Annotated in this window: 11 protein-coding genes; 4 read left to right on the top strand and 7 right to left on the bottom strand. The window is 73.2% G+C overall.

Features of this window, described 5'->3' with window-relative positions; genetic code table 11:
- Positions 1-73: 73 nt before the first annotated feature.
- Together QFZ75_RS26120 and ppdK are read left to right on the top strand one after the other, a co-directional pair.
- Positions 74-1,282: an ROK family transcriptional regulator gene (locus tag QFZ75_RS26120; RefSeq protein ID WP_307540664.1), complete on the top strand. Its 1,209-nt coding sequence runs from the start codon at positions 74-76 to the stop codon at positions 1,280-1,282.
- Positions 1,283-1,709: 427 nt separating this feature from the next.
- Positions 1,710-4,493: a pyruvate, phosphate dikinase gene (gene ppdK, locus QFZ75_RS26125; RefSeq protein WP_373465944.1), complete on the top strand. Its 2,784-nt coding sequence runs from the start codon at positions 1,710-1,712 to the stop codon at positions 4,491-4,493.
- Between the two features lie 269 nt (positions 4,494-4,762).
- Here the strand turns inward: ppdK and nirD are convergent, their stop codons facing one another.
- The 3 genes from nirD to QFZ75_RS26140 are packed head-to-tail and all read right to left on the bottom strand — an operon-like array spanning position 4,763 to position 9,137.
- Positions 4,763-5,146, bottom strand: a complete 384-nt coding sequence (gene nirD, locus QFZ75_RS26130; protein ID WP_307540666.1) for a nitrite reductase small subunit NirD — start codon at positions 5,144-5,146, stop codon at positions 4,763-4,765.
- Positions 5,143-7,779 carry a nitrite reductase large subunit NirB gene (gene nirB, locus QFZ75_RS26135; RefSeq protein WP_307540668.1) on the bottom strand — a complete coding sequence of 879 codons (2,637 nt, stop codon included), beginning with the start codon at positions 7,777-7,779 and terminating at the stop codon, positions 5,143-5,145. Before nirB ends, nirD begins: the two co-directional genes overlap by 4 nt.
- Positions 7,779-9,137 carry an NAD(P)/FAD-dependent oxidoreductase gene (locus QFZ75_RS26140; RefSeq protein ID WP_307540670.1) on the bottom strand — a complete coding sequence of 453 codons (1,359 nt, stop codon included), beginning with the start codon at positions 9,135-9,137 and terminating at the stop codon, positions 7,779-7,781. The genes nirB and QFZ75_RS26140 overlap by 1 nt, the downstream gene beginning before the upstream one ends.
- Positions 9,138-9,427: 290 nt before the next feature.
- Between QFZ75_RS26140 and QFZ75_RS26145 the strand changes: the two genes are divergently transcribed.
- Positions 9,428-10,210, top strand: coding sequence for a TSUP family transporter (locus tag QFZ75_RS26145; protein ID WP_307540672.1), 783 nt, complete (start codon positions 9,428-9,430; stop codon positions 10,208-10,210).
- A gap of 55 nt (positions 10,211-10,265) precedes the next feature.
- Here the strand turns inward: QFZ75_RS26145 and QFZ75_RS26150 are convergent, their stop codons facing one another.
- Both QFZ75_RS26150 and QFZ75_RS26155 read right to left on the bottom strand, forming a co-directional pair.
- Complete coding sequence (locus QFZ75_RS26150) at positions 10,266-10,904, bottom strand: class F sortase (RefSeq protein ID WP_307540674.1); 639 nt, start codon at positions 10,902-10,904, stop codon at positions 10,266-10,268.
- A 172-nt stretch (positions 10,905-11,076) separates the two neighbouring features.
- Entirely contained in the window at positions 11,077-11,694 is a 618-nt protein-coding gene (locus tag QFZ75_RS26155; RefSeq protein ID WP_307540676.1) for a hypothetical protein, read from the bottom strand.
- A gap of 318 nt (positions 11,695-12,012) precedes the next feature.
- Between QFZ75_RS26155 and QFZ75_RS26160 the strand changes: the two genes are divergently transcribed.
- Positions 12,013-12,624: an NADPH-dependent FMN reductase gene (locus tag QFZ75_RS26160; protein ID WP_307540677.1), complete on the top strand. Its 612-nt coding sequence runs from the start codon at positions 12,013-12,015 to the stop codon at positions 12,622-12,624.
- Between the two features lie 14 nt (positions 12,625-12,638).
- Here QFZ75_RS26160 and QFZ75_RS26165 read toward each other — a convergent pair whose 3' ends face one another.
- Positions 12,639-13,553 (bottom strand): aminoglycoside phosphotransferase family protein, encoded by a 915-nt coding sequence (locus QFZ75_RS26165; protein ID WP_307540679.1) that lies wholly within the window; start codon positions 13,551-13,553, stop codon positions 12,639-12,641.
- 205 nt (positions 13,554-13,758) lie between these two features.
- Complete coding sequence (locus QFZ75_RS26170) at positions 13,759-15,924, bottom strand: molybdopterin oxidoreductase family protein (RefSeq protein WP_307540682.1); 2,166 nt, start codon at positions 15,922-15,924, stop codon at positions 13,759-13,761.
- Positions 15,925-15,980 lie beyond the last annotated feature (56 nt).

Genomic DNA, 15,980 nt, shown 5'->3' on the forward strand with positions numbered 1-15,980 from the left:
CACAACTCAATATGTAATGCAGAGTTGGTAAACGCAAGGGGTGTGGATGGCCGGGACCGGAGGGAGCAGCGCCATGGCGGTCAGGACCGGGGGCCGGACCGGCTCCGGCGACCTGCTGGAGCTGGTGCGCAGCGGACGTGCCACCACCCGGAGCGAGTTGCAGCAGGTCACGGGCCTGTCCCGGGCCACGGTCGGCCAGCGCTTGGACCGGTTGTTCCGGGCCGGCTGGCTGCGCGAGGGCGCCGCGGGCCCGGTCGACTCGCCGCTGGGCGGACGTCCTTCGGTCCGCCTGGAGTTCGACGACTCCCACGCGGTCGTCCTCGCCGCCGACCTCGACACCCGGCACGCGCGCACGGCCGTGCTGTCGCTGACCGGCGAGCCGCTGGCCGAGCACGCGGGTCAGCTGCTCGTGGAGGACGGCCCGGACGCGGTGCTCGGCGAGCTGGCCCGCCGGTTCGCCGAACTGCTGGTCAAGACAGGGCACTCGGCGCACGAGGTGTGCGGCATCGGCCTCGCCGTGCCGGGCCCCGTCGACACCGACACCGGCCGGGTCGTCCAGCCGCCGATCATGCCGGGCTGGGACGGCTACGACATAAGGGGCCGCCTCACCCGCGCCTTCACCGAGCACACCGGCGCGGGGGCCGTCCCGGTCCTGGTCGACAACGACGCCAACCTGATGGCGTACGGGGAGCAGCGCACCGCTCACCCCGACTGCTCGGCCTTCGTCCTGGTGAAGGTGTCCACCGGCATCGGCGCGGGTGTGGTCGTCGACGGCTCGCTCTACCGGGGCATCGACGGCGGGGCCGGGGACCTCGGGCACATCCGGGTCCCGGCGGGCGCCGACGCGCTGTGCAGGTGCGGGTCGTACGGCTGCCTCGCCGCCGTCGCCGGCGGCGGCGCCGTGGCGCGCAGGCTCGCGGAGTCGGGGGTGCCGGCGGCCTCGGGCTCGGACGTACGGGACCTGCTCCGGTCGGGGCACCCCGGCGCGGCGGCGTTCGCGCGGGAGGCGGGGCGGCACGTCGGTGACGTCCTGGCGACCGTGGTGACCCTGCTCAACCCCGGCGTCCTGATGATCGCCGGGGATCTGGCCGGAACCCCGTTCCTGACCGGCGTGCGCGAACTGCTCTACCAGCGGGCCCTGCCCCGCTCCACCGCCCACCTGGACGTGGTCACCTCGCGGCTCGGCGACCGGGCGGCCCTGGTCGGGGCGGGCGCGCTGGTCGTGGAGCACCTGTACGCGCCCGAGCGGATCGAGGAGCGGCTGCTCGCCCGGGGCGTCTGAGCCGGTGTGACGGTGGTGTCTCCGGCCGGGGAGGGGTCCGCGCGAGGGGTCCGCATGGTGAAATCCCGGCATTGCCGACGGCGTGATTCTCGCCACGTCTGATCGAGGTTTCGCTCAGATGAGCGGATCTTGAACGGCTGCACTTCTCAAAGGGTGGCACTCAGTGCCACCCTTTGATCATTTACGGCATGAACTCAAGCGTGCCGATAGCTGCTCATCTGAGCGGCTTTTCCGGGCTGTGCGCGCGAGCCCGTTCAAGAGGTGAAGGCTGCGGGCCCCGGCGCCTTACTCTCTCTTGACTTTCGATCCGGTGGCGGACGGGTGGTTACAGCCGTATGACGCGCAAGTGGACGTACCCAGGCACCTTCGATCTGGGTATGTTCCCCGTCGTCAGGGCAGCCACCGCGTCCTCGAGGAGTCGAGACCCGTGTCGGAAAACAAAGATCCCCACGTAGTTGCGAGCGGCGACGACGACGGCGACAGCGGCGTCGAGAACGTGAAGCCCGTGAAGTTCGTCTACGACTTCACGGAGGGCAACAAGGACCTGAAGGACCTCCTCGGCGGCAAGGGTGCCAACCTCGCCGAGATGACCAACCTGGGCCTTCCCGTCCCGCCGGGCTTCACCATCACCACCGAGGCCTGCAAGACCTACCTCGACAGCGGCGAGGAGCCCGCGGCACTGCGTGACGAGGTGAGTGCGCACCTCGACGCCCTCGAGGCGAAGACGGGCAAGAAGCTCGGCCAGGCCGACGACCCCCTCCTCGTCTCGGTCCGCTCCGGTGCCAAGTTCTCCATGCCCGGCATGATGGACACCGTCCTGAACATCGGCCTCTCCGACCGGTCCGTGCAGGGCCTGGCCCAGCAGGCCGGGGACGACCGCTTCGCGTGGGACTCGTACCGCAGGCTGATCCAGATGTTCGGCAAGACGGTCCTCGGCGTCGACGGCGACCTCTTCGAGGACGCGCTGGAGGCGGCCAAGCACGCCAAGAAGGTCGCGGTCGACACCGACCTCGAGGCGGCCGACCTGAAGAAGCTCGTCACCAAGTTCAAGAAGATCGTCAAGACCGAGGCGGGCCGGGACTTCCCGCAGGACCCGCGCGAGCAGATGGACCTCGCCATCCACGCGGTCTTCGACTCCTGGAACACCGAGCGCGCCAAGCTCTACCGCCGCCAGGAACGCATCCCGCACGACCTGGGCACGGCCGTCAACGTCTGCTCCATGGTCTTCGGCAACCTGGGCCCCGACTCGGGCACGGGCGTCGCCTTCACCCGCGACCCGGCCTCGGGACACCAGGGCGTGTACGGCGACTACCTGCAGAACGCGCAGGGCGAGGACGTCGTCGCGGGCATCCGCAACACCGTCGCGCTCGCCGACCTGGAACAGATCGACAAGACGTCGTACGACCAGCTGATGCAGATCATGAAGACGCTGGAGAACCACTACCGGGACCTGTGCGACATCGAGTTCACCATCGAGCGCGGGCAGTTGTGGATGCTCCAGACCCGCGTCGGCAAGCGGACGGCCGGCGCCGCCTTCCGCATCGCCACCCAGCTCGTCGACCAGGGCCTCATCGACGAGGCCGAGGCGCTGCAGCGCGTCAACGGCGCCCAGCTGGCCCAGCTGATGTTCCCGCGGTTCGACGATTCGGCAGCCGGCGGCGAGAAGGCGGCGAAGATCGGCCGGGGCATCGCCGCCTCGCCGGGCGCCGCGGTCGGCAAGGCGGTCTTCGACTCGTACACGGCCGTGAAGTGGTCCCGTTCGGGCGAGCAGGTCATCCTGGTCCGCCGGGAGACCAACCCCGACGACCTCGACGGCATGATCGCGGCCGAGGGCATCCTCACCTCGCGCGGCGGCAAGACCTCCCACGCGGCCGTCGTCGCGCGCGGCATGGGCAAGACCTGTGTGTGCGGCGCCGAGGAGCTGGAGGTCGACACCAAGCGGCGCCGGATGACCGTCCCCGGCGGGCACGTCGTCGAGGAGGGCGACGTCATCTCCATCGACGGCTCGTCCGGCAAGGTCTACCTGGGCGAGGTCCCGGTCGTCCCGTCGCCCGTCGTGGAGTACTTCGAGGGCCGCATGCACGCCGGCGCCGACGACGCCGACGAACTGGTCGAGGCGGTCCACCGGATCATGGCCTTCGCCGACCGCAAGCGCCGTCTGCGCGTACGCGCCAACGCGGACAACGCCGAGGACGCGCTGCGCGCCCGCCGCTTCGGCGCCCAGGGCATCGGCCTGTGCCGCACCGAGCACATGTTCCTCGGCGACCGGCGCGAACTGGTCGAGCGGCTGATCCTCGCCGACACGGACGCCGAGCGCGAGGAGTCGCTGAAGGAGCTGCTGCCGCTGCAGAAGCAGGACTTCGTGCAGCTCTTCGAGGCGATGGACGGCCTGCCGGTCACCGTCCGCCTCCTCGACCCGCCGCTGCACGAGTTCCTGCCCGACATCACCGAACTGTCGGTGCGCGTGGCCCTCGCGGAGGCCCGCCAAGACCCGCACGAGAACGAGCTGCGGCTGCTCCAGGCCGTCCACCGGCTGCACGAGCAGAACCCGATGCTCGGCCTGCGCGGCGTACGCCTCGGGCTCGTCATCCCGGGCCTGTTCACCATGCAGGTACGGGCGATCGCCGAGGCCGCGGCCGAGCGCAGGAACGCCAAGGGCGACCCGCGCGCCGAGATCATGATTCCGCTCGTCGGCACGGTCCAGGAGCTGGAGATCGTGCGGGACGAGGCCGAGCAGGTCATCGCCGAGGTGCGGGAGCACACCGGCGTGGACCTGAAACTGGCGCTCGGCACGATGATCGAGCTGCCGCGGGCCGCGCTGACCGCCGGTCAGATCGCGGAGGCGGCCGAGTTCTTCTCCTTCGGCACCAACGACCTGACCCAGACGGTGTGGGGCTTCAGCCGCGACGACGTGGAGGCCAGCTTCTTCACGGCCTACCTGGAGAAGGGCATCTTCGGGGTCTCCCCGTTCGAGACGATCGACCGGGACGGCGTCGGCAAGCTCGTACGCGACGCCGTGACGGCCGGCCGGAAGACCCGGCCCGACCTGAAGCTCGGTGTCTGCGGTGAGCACGGCGGCGACCCGGAGTCGGTCCACTTCTTCCACGAGGTGGGACTCGACTACGTCTCCTGCTCACCGTTCCGCATCCCGGTGGCACGGCTGGAGGCGGGCCGGGCGGCCTCGTCCTCGACCGGCAGCGACCACCGGTAGCCGACCGGCGGCGACCACCGGTGGCCCCGGTCCGCGAGACCCCGGGGCCGTGATCCACCGTCCCACCCTCACCGACGGATCACGGCCCCGGCGCACGAAAGAAACCGCGGGGGCGGCACCTTGTGCGGGGTGCCGCCCCCGCGGCGCGTGCCGGCAGGACGGCCGCGCCGCCGGCCGCGAGGTACGCGGTGGCGCCGCTGCCGCCGGTCTCCGCCAGGTCGGCGGTCTTCTCGCCGGTGCCGGTGCCGGTGCCGGTGCCGGTGCCGGCCCTACCCCGCCCGCACCTCGTACGTGGTCACCGCCACCGACTCGTCGTCCAGGCAGCGGCCCGACTCCAGGTCGAAGCGCTGCTTCAGGAGCGGGGAAGCCACGAAGGGACGGCCCTGGTGGGAGCCGGTGAGGCCGCGGGAGAGGACGGCCGCGCCGGAGAACGGATCGCGGTTGTCGATCCCGTACATCCGGCCCGTACGGTCCATGAAGAGCGCCACCTGACGGCCGTCCGGGAGCAGGGCGGCCACCCCGCGGCCGGGGATCAGCACGGACAGGTCGCACACGGCGAACCAGTCGGCGTCGGCGTCGGCGGCCGTGCCGTCCGGTCCGGCCGGCCGGAGCCGGACCGTGAGCGTCGTGGTCGTCTCGGGTGCGAGCGTCATCGCTGGGCGCTTCCTTCCAGGGGGCGGGTGCCGATGGTCAGCAGCGGCAGATCGGGCTTGATCTGGTCGCGCTCGGGGACGAACCCCACCACCGGGTCGGGGGTGTCCGGCGCGTTGACGAAGGAGACGAAGCGGGACAGCTTCTCCGGGTCGTTGATGGTCTCGGCCCACTCGTCGCGGTAGTTCGCGACGTGGGCCGCCATCAGCGACTCCAGTTCCTCGCAGATGCCCAGCGAGTCGTCCACGACGACGTCGCGGACGTGGTCCAGGCCGCCGTCGATCCGCTCCAGCCAGGTCGAGGTGCGCTCCAGGCGGTCGGCCGTGCGGATGTAGAACATCAGGAACCGGTCGATGAGGCGGATCAGTCCGGCGTCGGAGAGGTCCTGGGCGAGCAGGTCCGCGTGGCGCGGGGTGGCGCCGCCGTTGCCGCCGACGTACAGGTTCCAGCCGCCGGCGGTGGCGATGATGCCGAAGTCCTTCGACTGGGCCTCCGCGCACTCGCGGGCGCACCCGGAGACCGCCGACTTGAGCTTGTGCGGGGAGCGCAGGCCCCGGTAGCGCAGCTCCAGGTCGATGGCCATGCGCACCGAGTCCTGGACGCCGTAGCGGCACCAGGTCTGCCCGACGCACGACTTGACCGTCCGCAGCGACTTTCCGTACGCGTGCCCGGACTCGAAGCCGGCGTCCACCAACCGGGTCCAGATGACGGGCAGTTGCTCGACGCGCGCCCCGAACATGTCGATCCGCTGGCCGCCGGTGATCTTCGTGTAGAGGCCGAAGTCGCGGGCCACCTCGCCGATCACGATGAGCTTCTCGGGGGTGATCTCGCCGCCGGGGATGCGCGGCACGATCGAGTACGAGCCGTTCTTCTGCAGGTTCGCGAGGAAGTGGTCGTTGGTGTCCTGGAGGGCGGCCTGCTCACCGCCCAGGACGTAGCCCTCGGCGCCGATCGTGGGCGCGAGCGAGGCGATGACCGAGCCGACCGTGGGCTTGCAGACCTCGCAGCCGTCGCCGCCCCGCGCGCCCTCGCGGCCGTAGCGGTCGAGCAGCTGCTGGTAGGAGGAGATGCGCAGGGCGAGGACGATCTCGTACAGCTCCTCGCGGGTCTGCGAGAAGCAGCCGCACAGGCCCTTGTCGACCTCGACGCCGCTCGCCTCCAGCTCGGAGGTGACGAGCTGGCCCAGCACCTTGACGCAACTGCCGCACCCGGTACCGGCCTTGGTGCACTTCTTGACCTCGGGGACCGTCGTGCAGGAGTGCTCGGTGACGGCGCCGCGGATCGTGCCCTTGGTGACGTTGTGGCAGGAGCAGATGATCGCCTCGTCCGGCAGGGCGGACGGGCCGAGCTGGACGGGCGCGCCGGCCCCGGCGGGGAGGACCAGCTGCTCCGGGGCGATCGGCGGCACCGAGCCGGTGAAGGCGCGCAGGGTGCCGTACGCCTCCGCGTCGCCGACCAGGATGCCGCCGAGCAGCTCCCCGCCCCGTCCGATGACCAGCTTCTTGTACGTGCCCGAGCGGGAGTCCGAGTAGACGACGTCGAGGCAGTCGGCGGCGGCGCCGTGCGCGTCGCCGAAGGAGGCGACGTCGACGCCGAGCAGCTTCAGCTTGGTCGAGAGGTCGGCGCCGGTGAAGGAGGCGGCGACGGCGGCGCCGGTGGAGGGGGCCGCGTCGGCGGCGATCGTGGCGGCCGCCGTCTGCGCCATCTCGTAGCCGGGGGCCACCAGGCCGTAGACCCGGCCGTCCGAGGCCAGCGCGCACTCGCCGATCGCGAAGACGTGCGGATCGCAGACCGTACGGCACTGCTCGTCGACGCTGATGCCGCCGCGCTCGCCCACGGTGAGCCCGCTGTCGCGGGCGAGCTGGTCACGGGGGCGTACGCCGGCCGAGAACACCACCAGGTCGGTGGCGACCGTGGAGCCGTCGGAGAGCTTCATGCCGGTCACGGCGCCGTCGTCACCGGTGACGACCTCCTGCGTGCCCGTGCCGGTGTGGACCGTCAGGCCCATGTCCTCGATGGTGCGCAGCAGTGCGGCGCCGCCGCCCTCGTCGACCTGGACGGGCATCAGCCGCGGCGCGAACTCCACGATGTGGGTGGCGAGTCCGAGCCCCTTCAGCGCACCGGCGGCCTCCAGGCCGAGCAGTCCGCCGCCCACCACGGCGCCGGTCGTCGCCCGCGCCTTCGCGTACTCCTCGATGGCGAGCAGGTCCTCGATGGTGCGGTAGACGAAGCAGCCCTCGGCGTCCTTGCCCGGCACGGGCGGCACGAAGGGGAACGAGCCGGTGGCGAGGACCAGCGTGTCGTAGCCGACGACCAGACCCGAGCGGGCGGTGACCTTGCGGGCGGCCCGGTCGACGGTCTCCGCCGGGTCCCCGAGGTGCAGCTCGATCCCGTGGTCCTCGATGAACCCCCTGTCCGTCATGGACAGTTCCTCGGGCGTGCGGCCCGAGAAGTACGAGGTCAGCTGTACGCGGTCGTACGCGGGACGCGGCTCCTCGCACAGCACGACCACGCGGTGCGTGGCGGTCAGGCCGCGCTCGACGAGTGCTTCCAGGAAGCGCTGGCCGACCATGCCGTGGCCGACGAGCACGATCGTGGGCCGGGGCCCGGTCCCCACAGGTGCGGTCGTGGACATCAGGAGCCTCCATCGTTGGTGAGCAGGTGGAGCAGCGGGGCGCCGTCCGCGGGGAGCGGCTCCGCTCCCTCCCAGGCGCGGGCGAGCGCGCCGACGGTGCCGAGTTCGCCGACGAGCACCCCGCCCACCAGGCGGTCGTCGCGGACGACGACCTTGCGGTAGGTGCCGCGGGTCGCGTCGGTGAGCTGGACGACGTCGTCACCGGGGAGCGGGGTCTGCTCCCCGAAGACGGCGAGGTCGAGAGGACCGCCGGTGCCGGGGCGGTCACCGGAGCCGGGGCGGTCGACGGAGCCGAGGGGACTGCCGGGGGAGAGGGTCAGCCGGGTGAGGGCGCGGGTGCCGCGGTAGCCGACAGCGGCGACGTCCGCGGACGCGGCCCCCGCGGACGACTCCGCGGAGGACCCGGCAGACGACCCCGCCGGTGATCCGGCCGGTGACCCGGTCCGCGCCCCGGCCAGCAACTCGGCCAGGACACCCGCCTGTTCGAGCGCGGGGGCGGCCAGTCCGTACACCTGGCCGTCGTGCTGCGCGCAGTCGCCGATGGCCCGCACCTGCGGGTCGGAGGTGCGCAGTTCGTCGTCGACGATGACGCCCTTGTGCACGGCGAGCCCCGCGTCCCGGGCGAGGCCCACCCGCGGATGCACTCCGCAGGCCAGCACCACCAGGTCGGCGTCGAGGGCGTACCCGTCGGCCATCTCGACCGAGCGGACCGCGCCCTCGACGCAGCGCACACCGCGCACCCGGGTCTCGGTGTGCACCTCGACGCCGAGCTCCGTGAGGTGGCGCAGCACCAGCCGGGACGCGGCCGGGTCGAGCTGGCGTTCCATGAGGCGCTCGCCCTGCTGGGCCAGCACCACCTGCGCGCCGCGTTCGGCGAGCGCGCGGGCGGCCGAGACGCCGAGCAGTCCGCCGCCGATGACGACGGCCCGGGTGTCCCGCCGGACGGCGCCGGACAGGCCCAGGCAGTCGTCCATGGTGCGGAACGCGTGGACGCCCTCCGGCAGTTCGGGCCGGCCGGGGCCGAACAGCCCGCGCAGGGGCGGGAGCACCGGGTTCGAGCCGGTGGCCAGGACCAGCGTGTCGTATGCGATCACCGCACCGTCGGCGAGGTGCACCCGCCGCTCCGCGCGGTCGATGCGCACCACCCGGCCGCGGGTCAGCCGCTCGGGCGCCGGGAGGGCGATGACCTCGGGGGCGTACCGCCCGGCCAGGACCTCCGCGAGCAGGACCCGGTTGTACGGGGTGTGCTCCTCCTCACCGACGAGGACGGCGGACACACCGAGCTCTCCGAGCCTGCGGGCGAGACGTACGCCCGCGAGGCCGGCGCCGATCACCACCACACGCGTATTCGAGGTCATGTACCGCAGCGTGCGGTGCCGGTGTTACCCGTCCGCATCACGACTGTTTCCCGCGGGGAACGCTGCCCTCAGCGGCACCCGGACCCGGATGTGAGGGCCCCGCCCCGGGCCGACCCTCCTGGCCTTCCGGCCTCCTGATCTCCTGGTCTCCGGGCCTTTTGGTCTTCGGGCCTCCGGGTCTCCTGGCCTCCTGGTCTCCGGGGATGGGCCCGGTCCGGGAAGCTCAGAAGACCCTCAAGGTTCCCGGGATCGATGGACGGCGCATCTACCTCGTCCCTAGGCTCACGATCATGCCCGACATCTCACTGACCACGGTCGTCGTCCTGTGCCTCGCCGCACTCGCGGCCGGCTGGATCGACGCGGTCGTGGGCGGCGGCGGGCTGCTCCTCCTCCCCGCGCTGCTGCTCGGACTGCCCAACACGGGCTCGGTGGCCCAGTACGCGCTCGGCACCAACAAGGCCGTGGCGATCGTCGGGACGACGGGCGCGGCGGTGACCTACGCGCGCAAGGCGCCCGTGGACGTCGGCACGGCGGTCCGGATCGGGCTCGCGGCGCTCGTCGGCTCCACCGCGGGGGCGTTCGTCGCCACCGGGATGAGCACCGAGATCCTGAAACCGGTCGTGATGGTCGTCCTGCTCGGCGTCGGCGCCTTCGTGATCATGAAGCCCGCCTTCGGCACGGCACCCTCCGCCGAGCCCGTCCCCCCGCGCCGCGTGCTGGCCGCGATCGGGCTCGCGGGCCTGGGCATCGGCTTCTACGACGGGCTCGTCGGCCCCGGCACGGGTACGTTCCTCGTGCTCGCGCTGACCGCGCTGCTGCACCTCGACCTCGTACGGGCCTCCGCCACCGCGAAGATCGTCAACTGCTGCACCAACGCCGGCGCCCTCGCCACGTTCGCCTGGAAGGGCACGGTCTTCTGGCAGCTCGCCGCGCTGATGGCCGTCTTCAACCTGGCCGGCGGGATGGTCGGGGCGCACACCGCGCTCAAGAAGGGCAGCGGATTCGTCCGGGTCGTGCTGCTGACGGTGGTGTTCGCGCTGGTGGCGAAGCTGGCGTACGACTTCTGGCTGTAGTTCCGGCTGTAGTTCCGGCTGTAGTTCCGGCTGTGGTTCCGGCGGTGAGGGCGCGTCAGCCCCGGGCCGCCGCCGGGCGGCTGCCCGTGAGGTGGGCGAAGACGACCACGTTGCCCTGGTAGCCGGTGCCCGCCGACCAGCCGCCCCCGCAGGTGATCACACGCAGCTCCGGGCGCCCCGCGGCCCCGTACACCTTCTCGTCCGGGAAGTCGCGGGCGTCGTACACCTCGACCGCGTCGACCGAGAAGAGCGCGACGCTGCCGTCCCGGCGCCCGACCTCGATCGTGCCGCCCCTCTTCAGGGCTCCGAGGTGGAAGAAGACGGCGGGGCCCTCGGCGTTGTCGACGTGGCCGGCGACGATCGCGGTGCCCCTCTCGCCGGGCGCGGTGCCGGCCTCGTACCAGCCGGCGAGGTTCTTCCTGGCGGCGGGCGGCACGTCGAGGCTGCCCTGCGGGGTGAGGCCGAGACCCATGAGGGGGGCGTCCACCCGGATCGAGGGGATCCGGACGCGGGCGGGCGCCGAGCGCGGCAGCGCGGCGGCGGCGGGCCGGTCCACATGGCCGCCCGCGCGGGCCTGGGCGGGCGTCGGCTGGGGCGGCGCGTGCGCCCCGGCGCCCCGGTGCAGCAGCCAGGTCCCGCACAGCAGGGCGACGAGGGTGACGGCGGCTATGGAGACATTGCTGAACCGGCGCACGTCGGCCCCTCTCGGTGATTCGGTGATTCGGTGATTCGGCGACCGGGGACTCCCGGCGGCCCGGAGACCCCTGGAACGGTGCGGATGTCCCGCGTCCCCCTCCGGGCCGCGAGGGGCGTCGGGCCGGGAGGGGGCGGGGACGGCGGTACCAGTGGACAGCGGAGGGTGTCCGTCAGATCCCGTCGCCTCTCGCCCGGCGATGCAGGAGCCAGGTACCGCCCGCGGCGGCGACGGCCAGGGCCGCCACTCCCGCCGCGGTCTGCACGGGGTCGGGGCCGAGTGCGCCGCCGACCCCCGTCTTCACACTCCCCCGCGGATCGACCCGCGGATCGACCCGTGGGTCGGTCCGCGGATCGCCCTGCGGATCGCCTTGCGGGTTCCCCTGCGGGTCGGCCCGCTGCGGACTGCTCTCCTGCGGCCTGCTCTCCTGGGTGGAGGTGAGCGTGACCACCAGGTCCGCCGTCATCGGCGGGCCGCTCGAACAGCGCGCGACGATCTCGTACGTGCCCGGCTGCGCGGACGGCGGCACCTCGAAGTGGCCGACCGCGTCGCCCTCGTGCGCGCTGGGGATCAGCGTGAACCTGCCCGCGCCGACGGCGCCGGCGTCCCCGGACACCGCGTCGCGCGCCCCGCACGCCGCCGTGTTCACCGTGACCTCGGCGCCGGGCACGACGGTGGCCGGGTACAGCTCGACGGACCCCGCGCCGGCCGCCCCGTACGCGGACGCCGCGCAGAGGCCCGCCGTGGCGACGGCGAGCGCGGTACCGGTCAGCAGACGGGCTGTGCGCATCGTGCTTGCTCCTGTCGAGGGGGCGGACCCGCGACCCTCGTGCGCCGCTGCGTCGGTCACGCCCTTGCCCTACCGAGGTAAGTGGCAGTCGGGGGCACCCGCCTCCTGATGTCACGTCGGAAGTGCGGTGAACGGGTGTCGTCCGGCCGTCCCGCGCGCATCGGCCGGTGACGTTTCGCCAGGTCACCGCCGTGTCCGGGGTGTAAGGGCAGAAAGAACCAGGAGGCGGCGGGCGGCACGTGTGAACGGGTGACCGGGGCCTGCGCGACTCAGGTTCGGGCTTGACCTCAAGTTTGGTCGAGGTGTGAGGCTCGCTCCATGAACCCCACCACGGACGTTCCCGCCCCCTCCGCCGAACCCCTGAAGGTCGCCGTCATCCTCGGCAGCAACCGGGAGGGCCGCTTCGGTCCCGTCGTCGCCGACTGGCTGCTCGGCCGGTTCCGCGGCCGTGACGACCTCGTGGCCGAGGTGGTCGACACGGCCGACGCGCGGCTGCCGACGGCCCTGTCCTCCTCCCCGTCCCCGGAGGTGGCCGCCGAACTGGCGAAGGTCACCCCCAGGCTCGCCGGGGCGGACGCCTTCGTCGTCCTGACCCCCGAGTACAACCACTCGTTCCCCGCCTCGCTCAAGGCCCTCATCGACTGGCACCACGAGGAGTGGCACGCCAAGCCCGTCGGTTTCGTCTCGTACGGCGGGGTCTCGGGCGGCCTGCGTGCCGTCGAGCAGCTCCGCCAGGTCTTTGCCGAGCTGCACGCCGTCACCGTCCGCGACACGGTGTCCTTCCACCACGCGGGCGCGTCCTTCGACGACGCGGGCCGGCACCGGGACCCGGCGGCCCCGGACGCGGCGGCGAAGGCGATGCTGGACCAGCTGGCGTGGTGGGCGTCGGCGCTGCGGGCCGCCAAGGCGGTGCGCCCGTACGGGAGCTGAGGCCGACGCCCGCTCTATTCGGTGTCGGCGAGGGCTTCCGCGACCGCCCGGTGCCCCACCGCCGCGAGGACGGGATTGGTGACCCGGTAGTGGTGCTCCGCCGTGAGCCCGAAGTACAGGGCCCAGCCGCGCCCGCGGGCCCAGGTCGCGTCGTCGGCCCCGGCGGCGTCCCGGAACAGGCGCCGTGTCCCGGGGGTGAGGACGGCCCAGGCGGCGAGCACGTCGGCCGCCGGGTCGCCGGTGCCGAGCCCGCCGAAGTCGATGACCGCGCTGAGCCGGCCCTGCCGGGCCAGCAGGTTGCCGGGCAGGAGGTCACCGTGCAGCCACACGGGGGCGCCGTCCCACCGGGGGACCCGCAGGGCGTCCTCCCAGGCGGCGGTCGCGCCGGCCGCGTCCGCGCGGCCGTCCGCGCCCAGGTCGCGGATGGCCGCGCGGACGCGGTCGTCGTCGGTGAGCGGGCCGCCGCGCCAGGACGGCGGCCCGCCGACGGCGTCGACCGCGCGCAGCGCCGCCACGAACCGGCCCAACGACACGGCGGCGTCGGCGAGCCGGGTGCCGTCGGTGAACGGCGCGTCGTGGACGTTGTCGCCGTCCAGCCAGCGGAACACGCCCCACGGCAGCGGGTACCCCTCCCCGGGTGCTCCTTCGGCCAGCGGCTCGGGCACGGCCAGCGGGAGGTGGGGTGCGAGCCGGGGCAGCCACCGCTGCTCCTTCGCCACCTGCCCCGCTCCGCCGGGCAGCCGGGGCAGCCGTACGACCATGTCGTCGCCGAGCCGGTACATGGCGTTGTCGGTCCCGGCCGACACCACCCGCTTCACCGGCAGCCCGGCCCACGCGGGAAACTGCCCCGCGACGAGCCGCTCCACCAGTGCCGCGTCGATGTCGAGCTCGTCGGGGTGCATCTTCGGGGCGGGGGAGGGCGGCGGCATGGGGCTCCGTGGGCCGGGACGTCGACTGCGGGCGCGGGCGCGTCGTGGCCGGCCGCGCGGTTCCCCGCGCCCCTGAAAGACAAGGGCTGCCGGAGCGTAACGGGACGGACGGCCGAGCCACCACGGCTTTTCCGCGCAGGCAGCTGCCGGGGCCCCGTACGGGGCGCGGGGAACCGCGCGCTCGGCCCGCGGCGGCCCGGCCACCTCAGCCCGTCGCCCTCTCCGCCGCCGTCGGCACCCGTTCCAGCCGCACCGCGCACGCCTTGAACTCCGGCATGCGGGACGTCGGGTCGAGGGCCGGGTTGGTCAGGGTGTTGGCGCGGCCCTCGCCCGGCCAGTGGAACGGCATGAACACCGTGTCGGGCCGGATCGCGGTGGTGATCCGCGCGGGCGCCACCGCCCGCCCGCGCCGGGACACGATCGCCAGGGGCTCCCCCTCCACGGCCCCCAGCCGCTCGGCCAGCCGGGGATGCAGTTCCACGAAGGGGCCGGGCGCGGCGGCGTTCAGCTCGTCGACGCGGCGGGTCTGGGCGCCGGACTGGTACTGGGAGACCACCCGGCCCGTGGTCAGCAGCACCGGGTACGCCTCGTCGGGCTCCTCCGCCAGCGGCCGGTGGTGCACGGCCACGAAACGGGCGCGCCCGTCGGCGGTGGCGAACCGGTCGAGGAACAGGCGGGGCGTTCCGGGGTGGACCGCAGGCACTTCGCCCCCCTCGCCCCCTTCACCGGCGGAACCGGCGGAACCCGCGGAGCCCTCCGCCGGGCAGGGCCAGAACACCCCCTGCTCCTCCGCCAGGCGCCGGTACGTGATGCCCGAGTAGTCGGCGGGGCCGCCCGCGCTGGCCCGGCGCAGTTCCTCGAAGACCTCCTCCGGGTCCGTGGGGAAGCCCTTCTCCACGCCCAGCCGGTCGGCCAGTTCGTGCATCACGTGCAGATCGCTGCGGATGCCGTCCGGCGGCGTGATCGCCTGCCGGCGCAGCAGGACCCGGCCCTCCAGGTTGGTCGTCGTGCCCGTCTCCTCGGCCCACTGGGTGACGGGCAGCACGACGTCCGCGAGCTCCGCCGTCTCGGAGAGCACCACGTCGGCGACGGCCAGGAAGTCGAGCGAGCGCAGCCGTTCCTCGATGTGGGCGGCCCGGGGCGCGGACACCACCGGGTTCGACGCCATCAGCAGCAGCGCGTGGATGTCGGTGCCCATCGCGTCGAGCAGCTCGTACGCGCTGCGGCCGGGACCCGGCAGCGAGTCCGGGTCGACGCCCCACACCTCGGCCACGTGCCGCCGCGCCGCCGGGTCGTCGAGCTTGCGGTAGCCGGGCAGCTGGTCGGCCTTCTGGCCGTGTTCGCGCCCGCCCTGCCCGTTGCCCTGCCCGGTGAGGCAGCCGTACCCGGAGAAGGGCCGCCCCGGCCGCCCGGTCGCCAGGCACAGGTTGATCCACGCGCCGACCGTGTCCGTCCCCTTGGAGTGCTGCTCGGGTCCGCGCGCGGTGAGCACCATCGCGGATTCCGGCTCGCAGAACATCCGCACCGTCTCGCGGAGTTCGGGAACGGACACCCCCGTGATCCGTTCCACGTACTCCGGCCAGTGCGCCATCGCCGCGGCCCGCGCCTCCTCCCAGCCGCTCGTGCGCTCCCGGATGTACGCCTCGTCCGTACGCCCCTCCGCCACCACGAGGTGCAACAGCCCCAGCGCCAGGGCGAGGTCCGTACCCGGGCGGGGTGCCAGGTGCAGGTCGGCCTGTTCGGCGGTGCGGGTGCGGCGCGGGTCGACGACGATCAGTCTGCCGCCGTTCTCCCGCAGTTCCGTGAGGTAGCGCAGAGCGGGCGGCATGGTCTCGGCGAGGTTCGAGCCGACCAGGACGACGCACCCCGCCTTCGGGATGTCCTCCAGCGGGAAGGGCAGTCCCCGGTCCAGGCCGAAGGCCTTGAGACCGCCGGCCGCCGCGGACGACATGCAGAAGCGTCCGTTGTAGTCGATCTGCGAGGTGCCGAGCACGACCCGGGCGAACTTGCCGAGCGTGTACGCCTTCTCGTTGGTCAGCCCGCCCCCGCCGAAGACCCCGCACGCGTCCGGACCGTGCTCCGTACGCGTACGGGACAGCCCCTCGGCGATCCGGTCGAGCGCCTCGTCCCAGCCGGCCGGCCGCAGCACGCCGTCCGTCCGGACCAGCGGGGTGGTCAGCCGCACCCGGGACGACAGCAGCGCGGGCGCGGTCCTGCCCTTGCCGCACAGGGCGCCGCGGTTCACCGGGAAGTCGGCGCGCTCCGTCACCTCGACCACGGTGCCGCCCACGCCGTCCGGCACGGGCGTCAGGTTCATGCCGCACTGCAGCGCGCAGTACGGGCAGTGGGTGGGCGTCACGGAGGTCTGCATACGGCCCAGCGTGCGTCGCACGTGTTACGCGGCGGCGCGCACCCCGTTACGCGGCA

Source organism: Streptomyces sp. V3I8 (assembly GCF_030817535.1).
GTDB lineage: Bacteria > Actinomycetota > Actinomycetes > Streptomycetales > Streptomycetaceae > Streptomyces.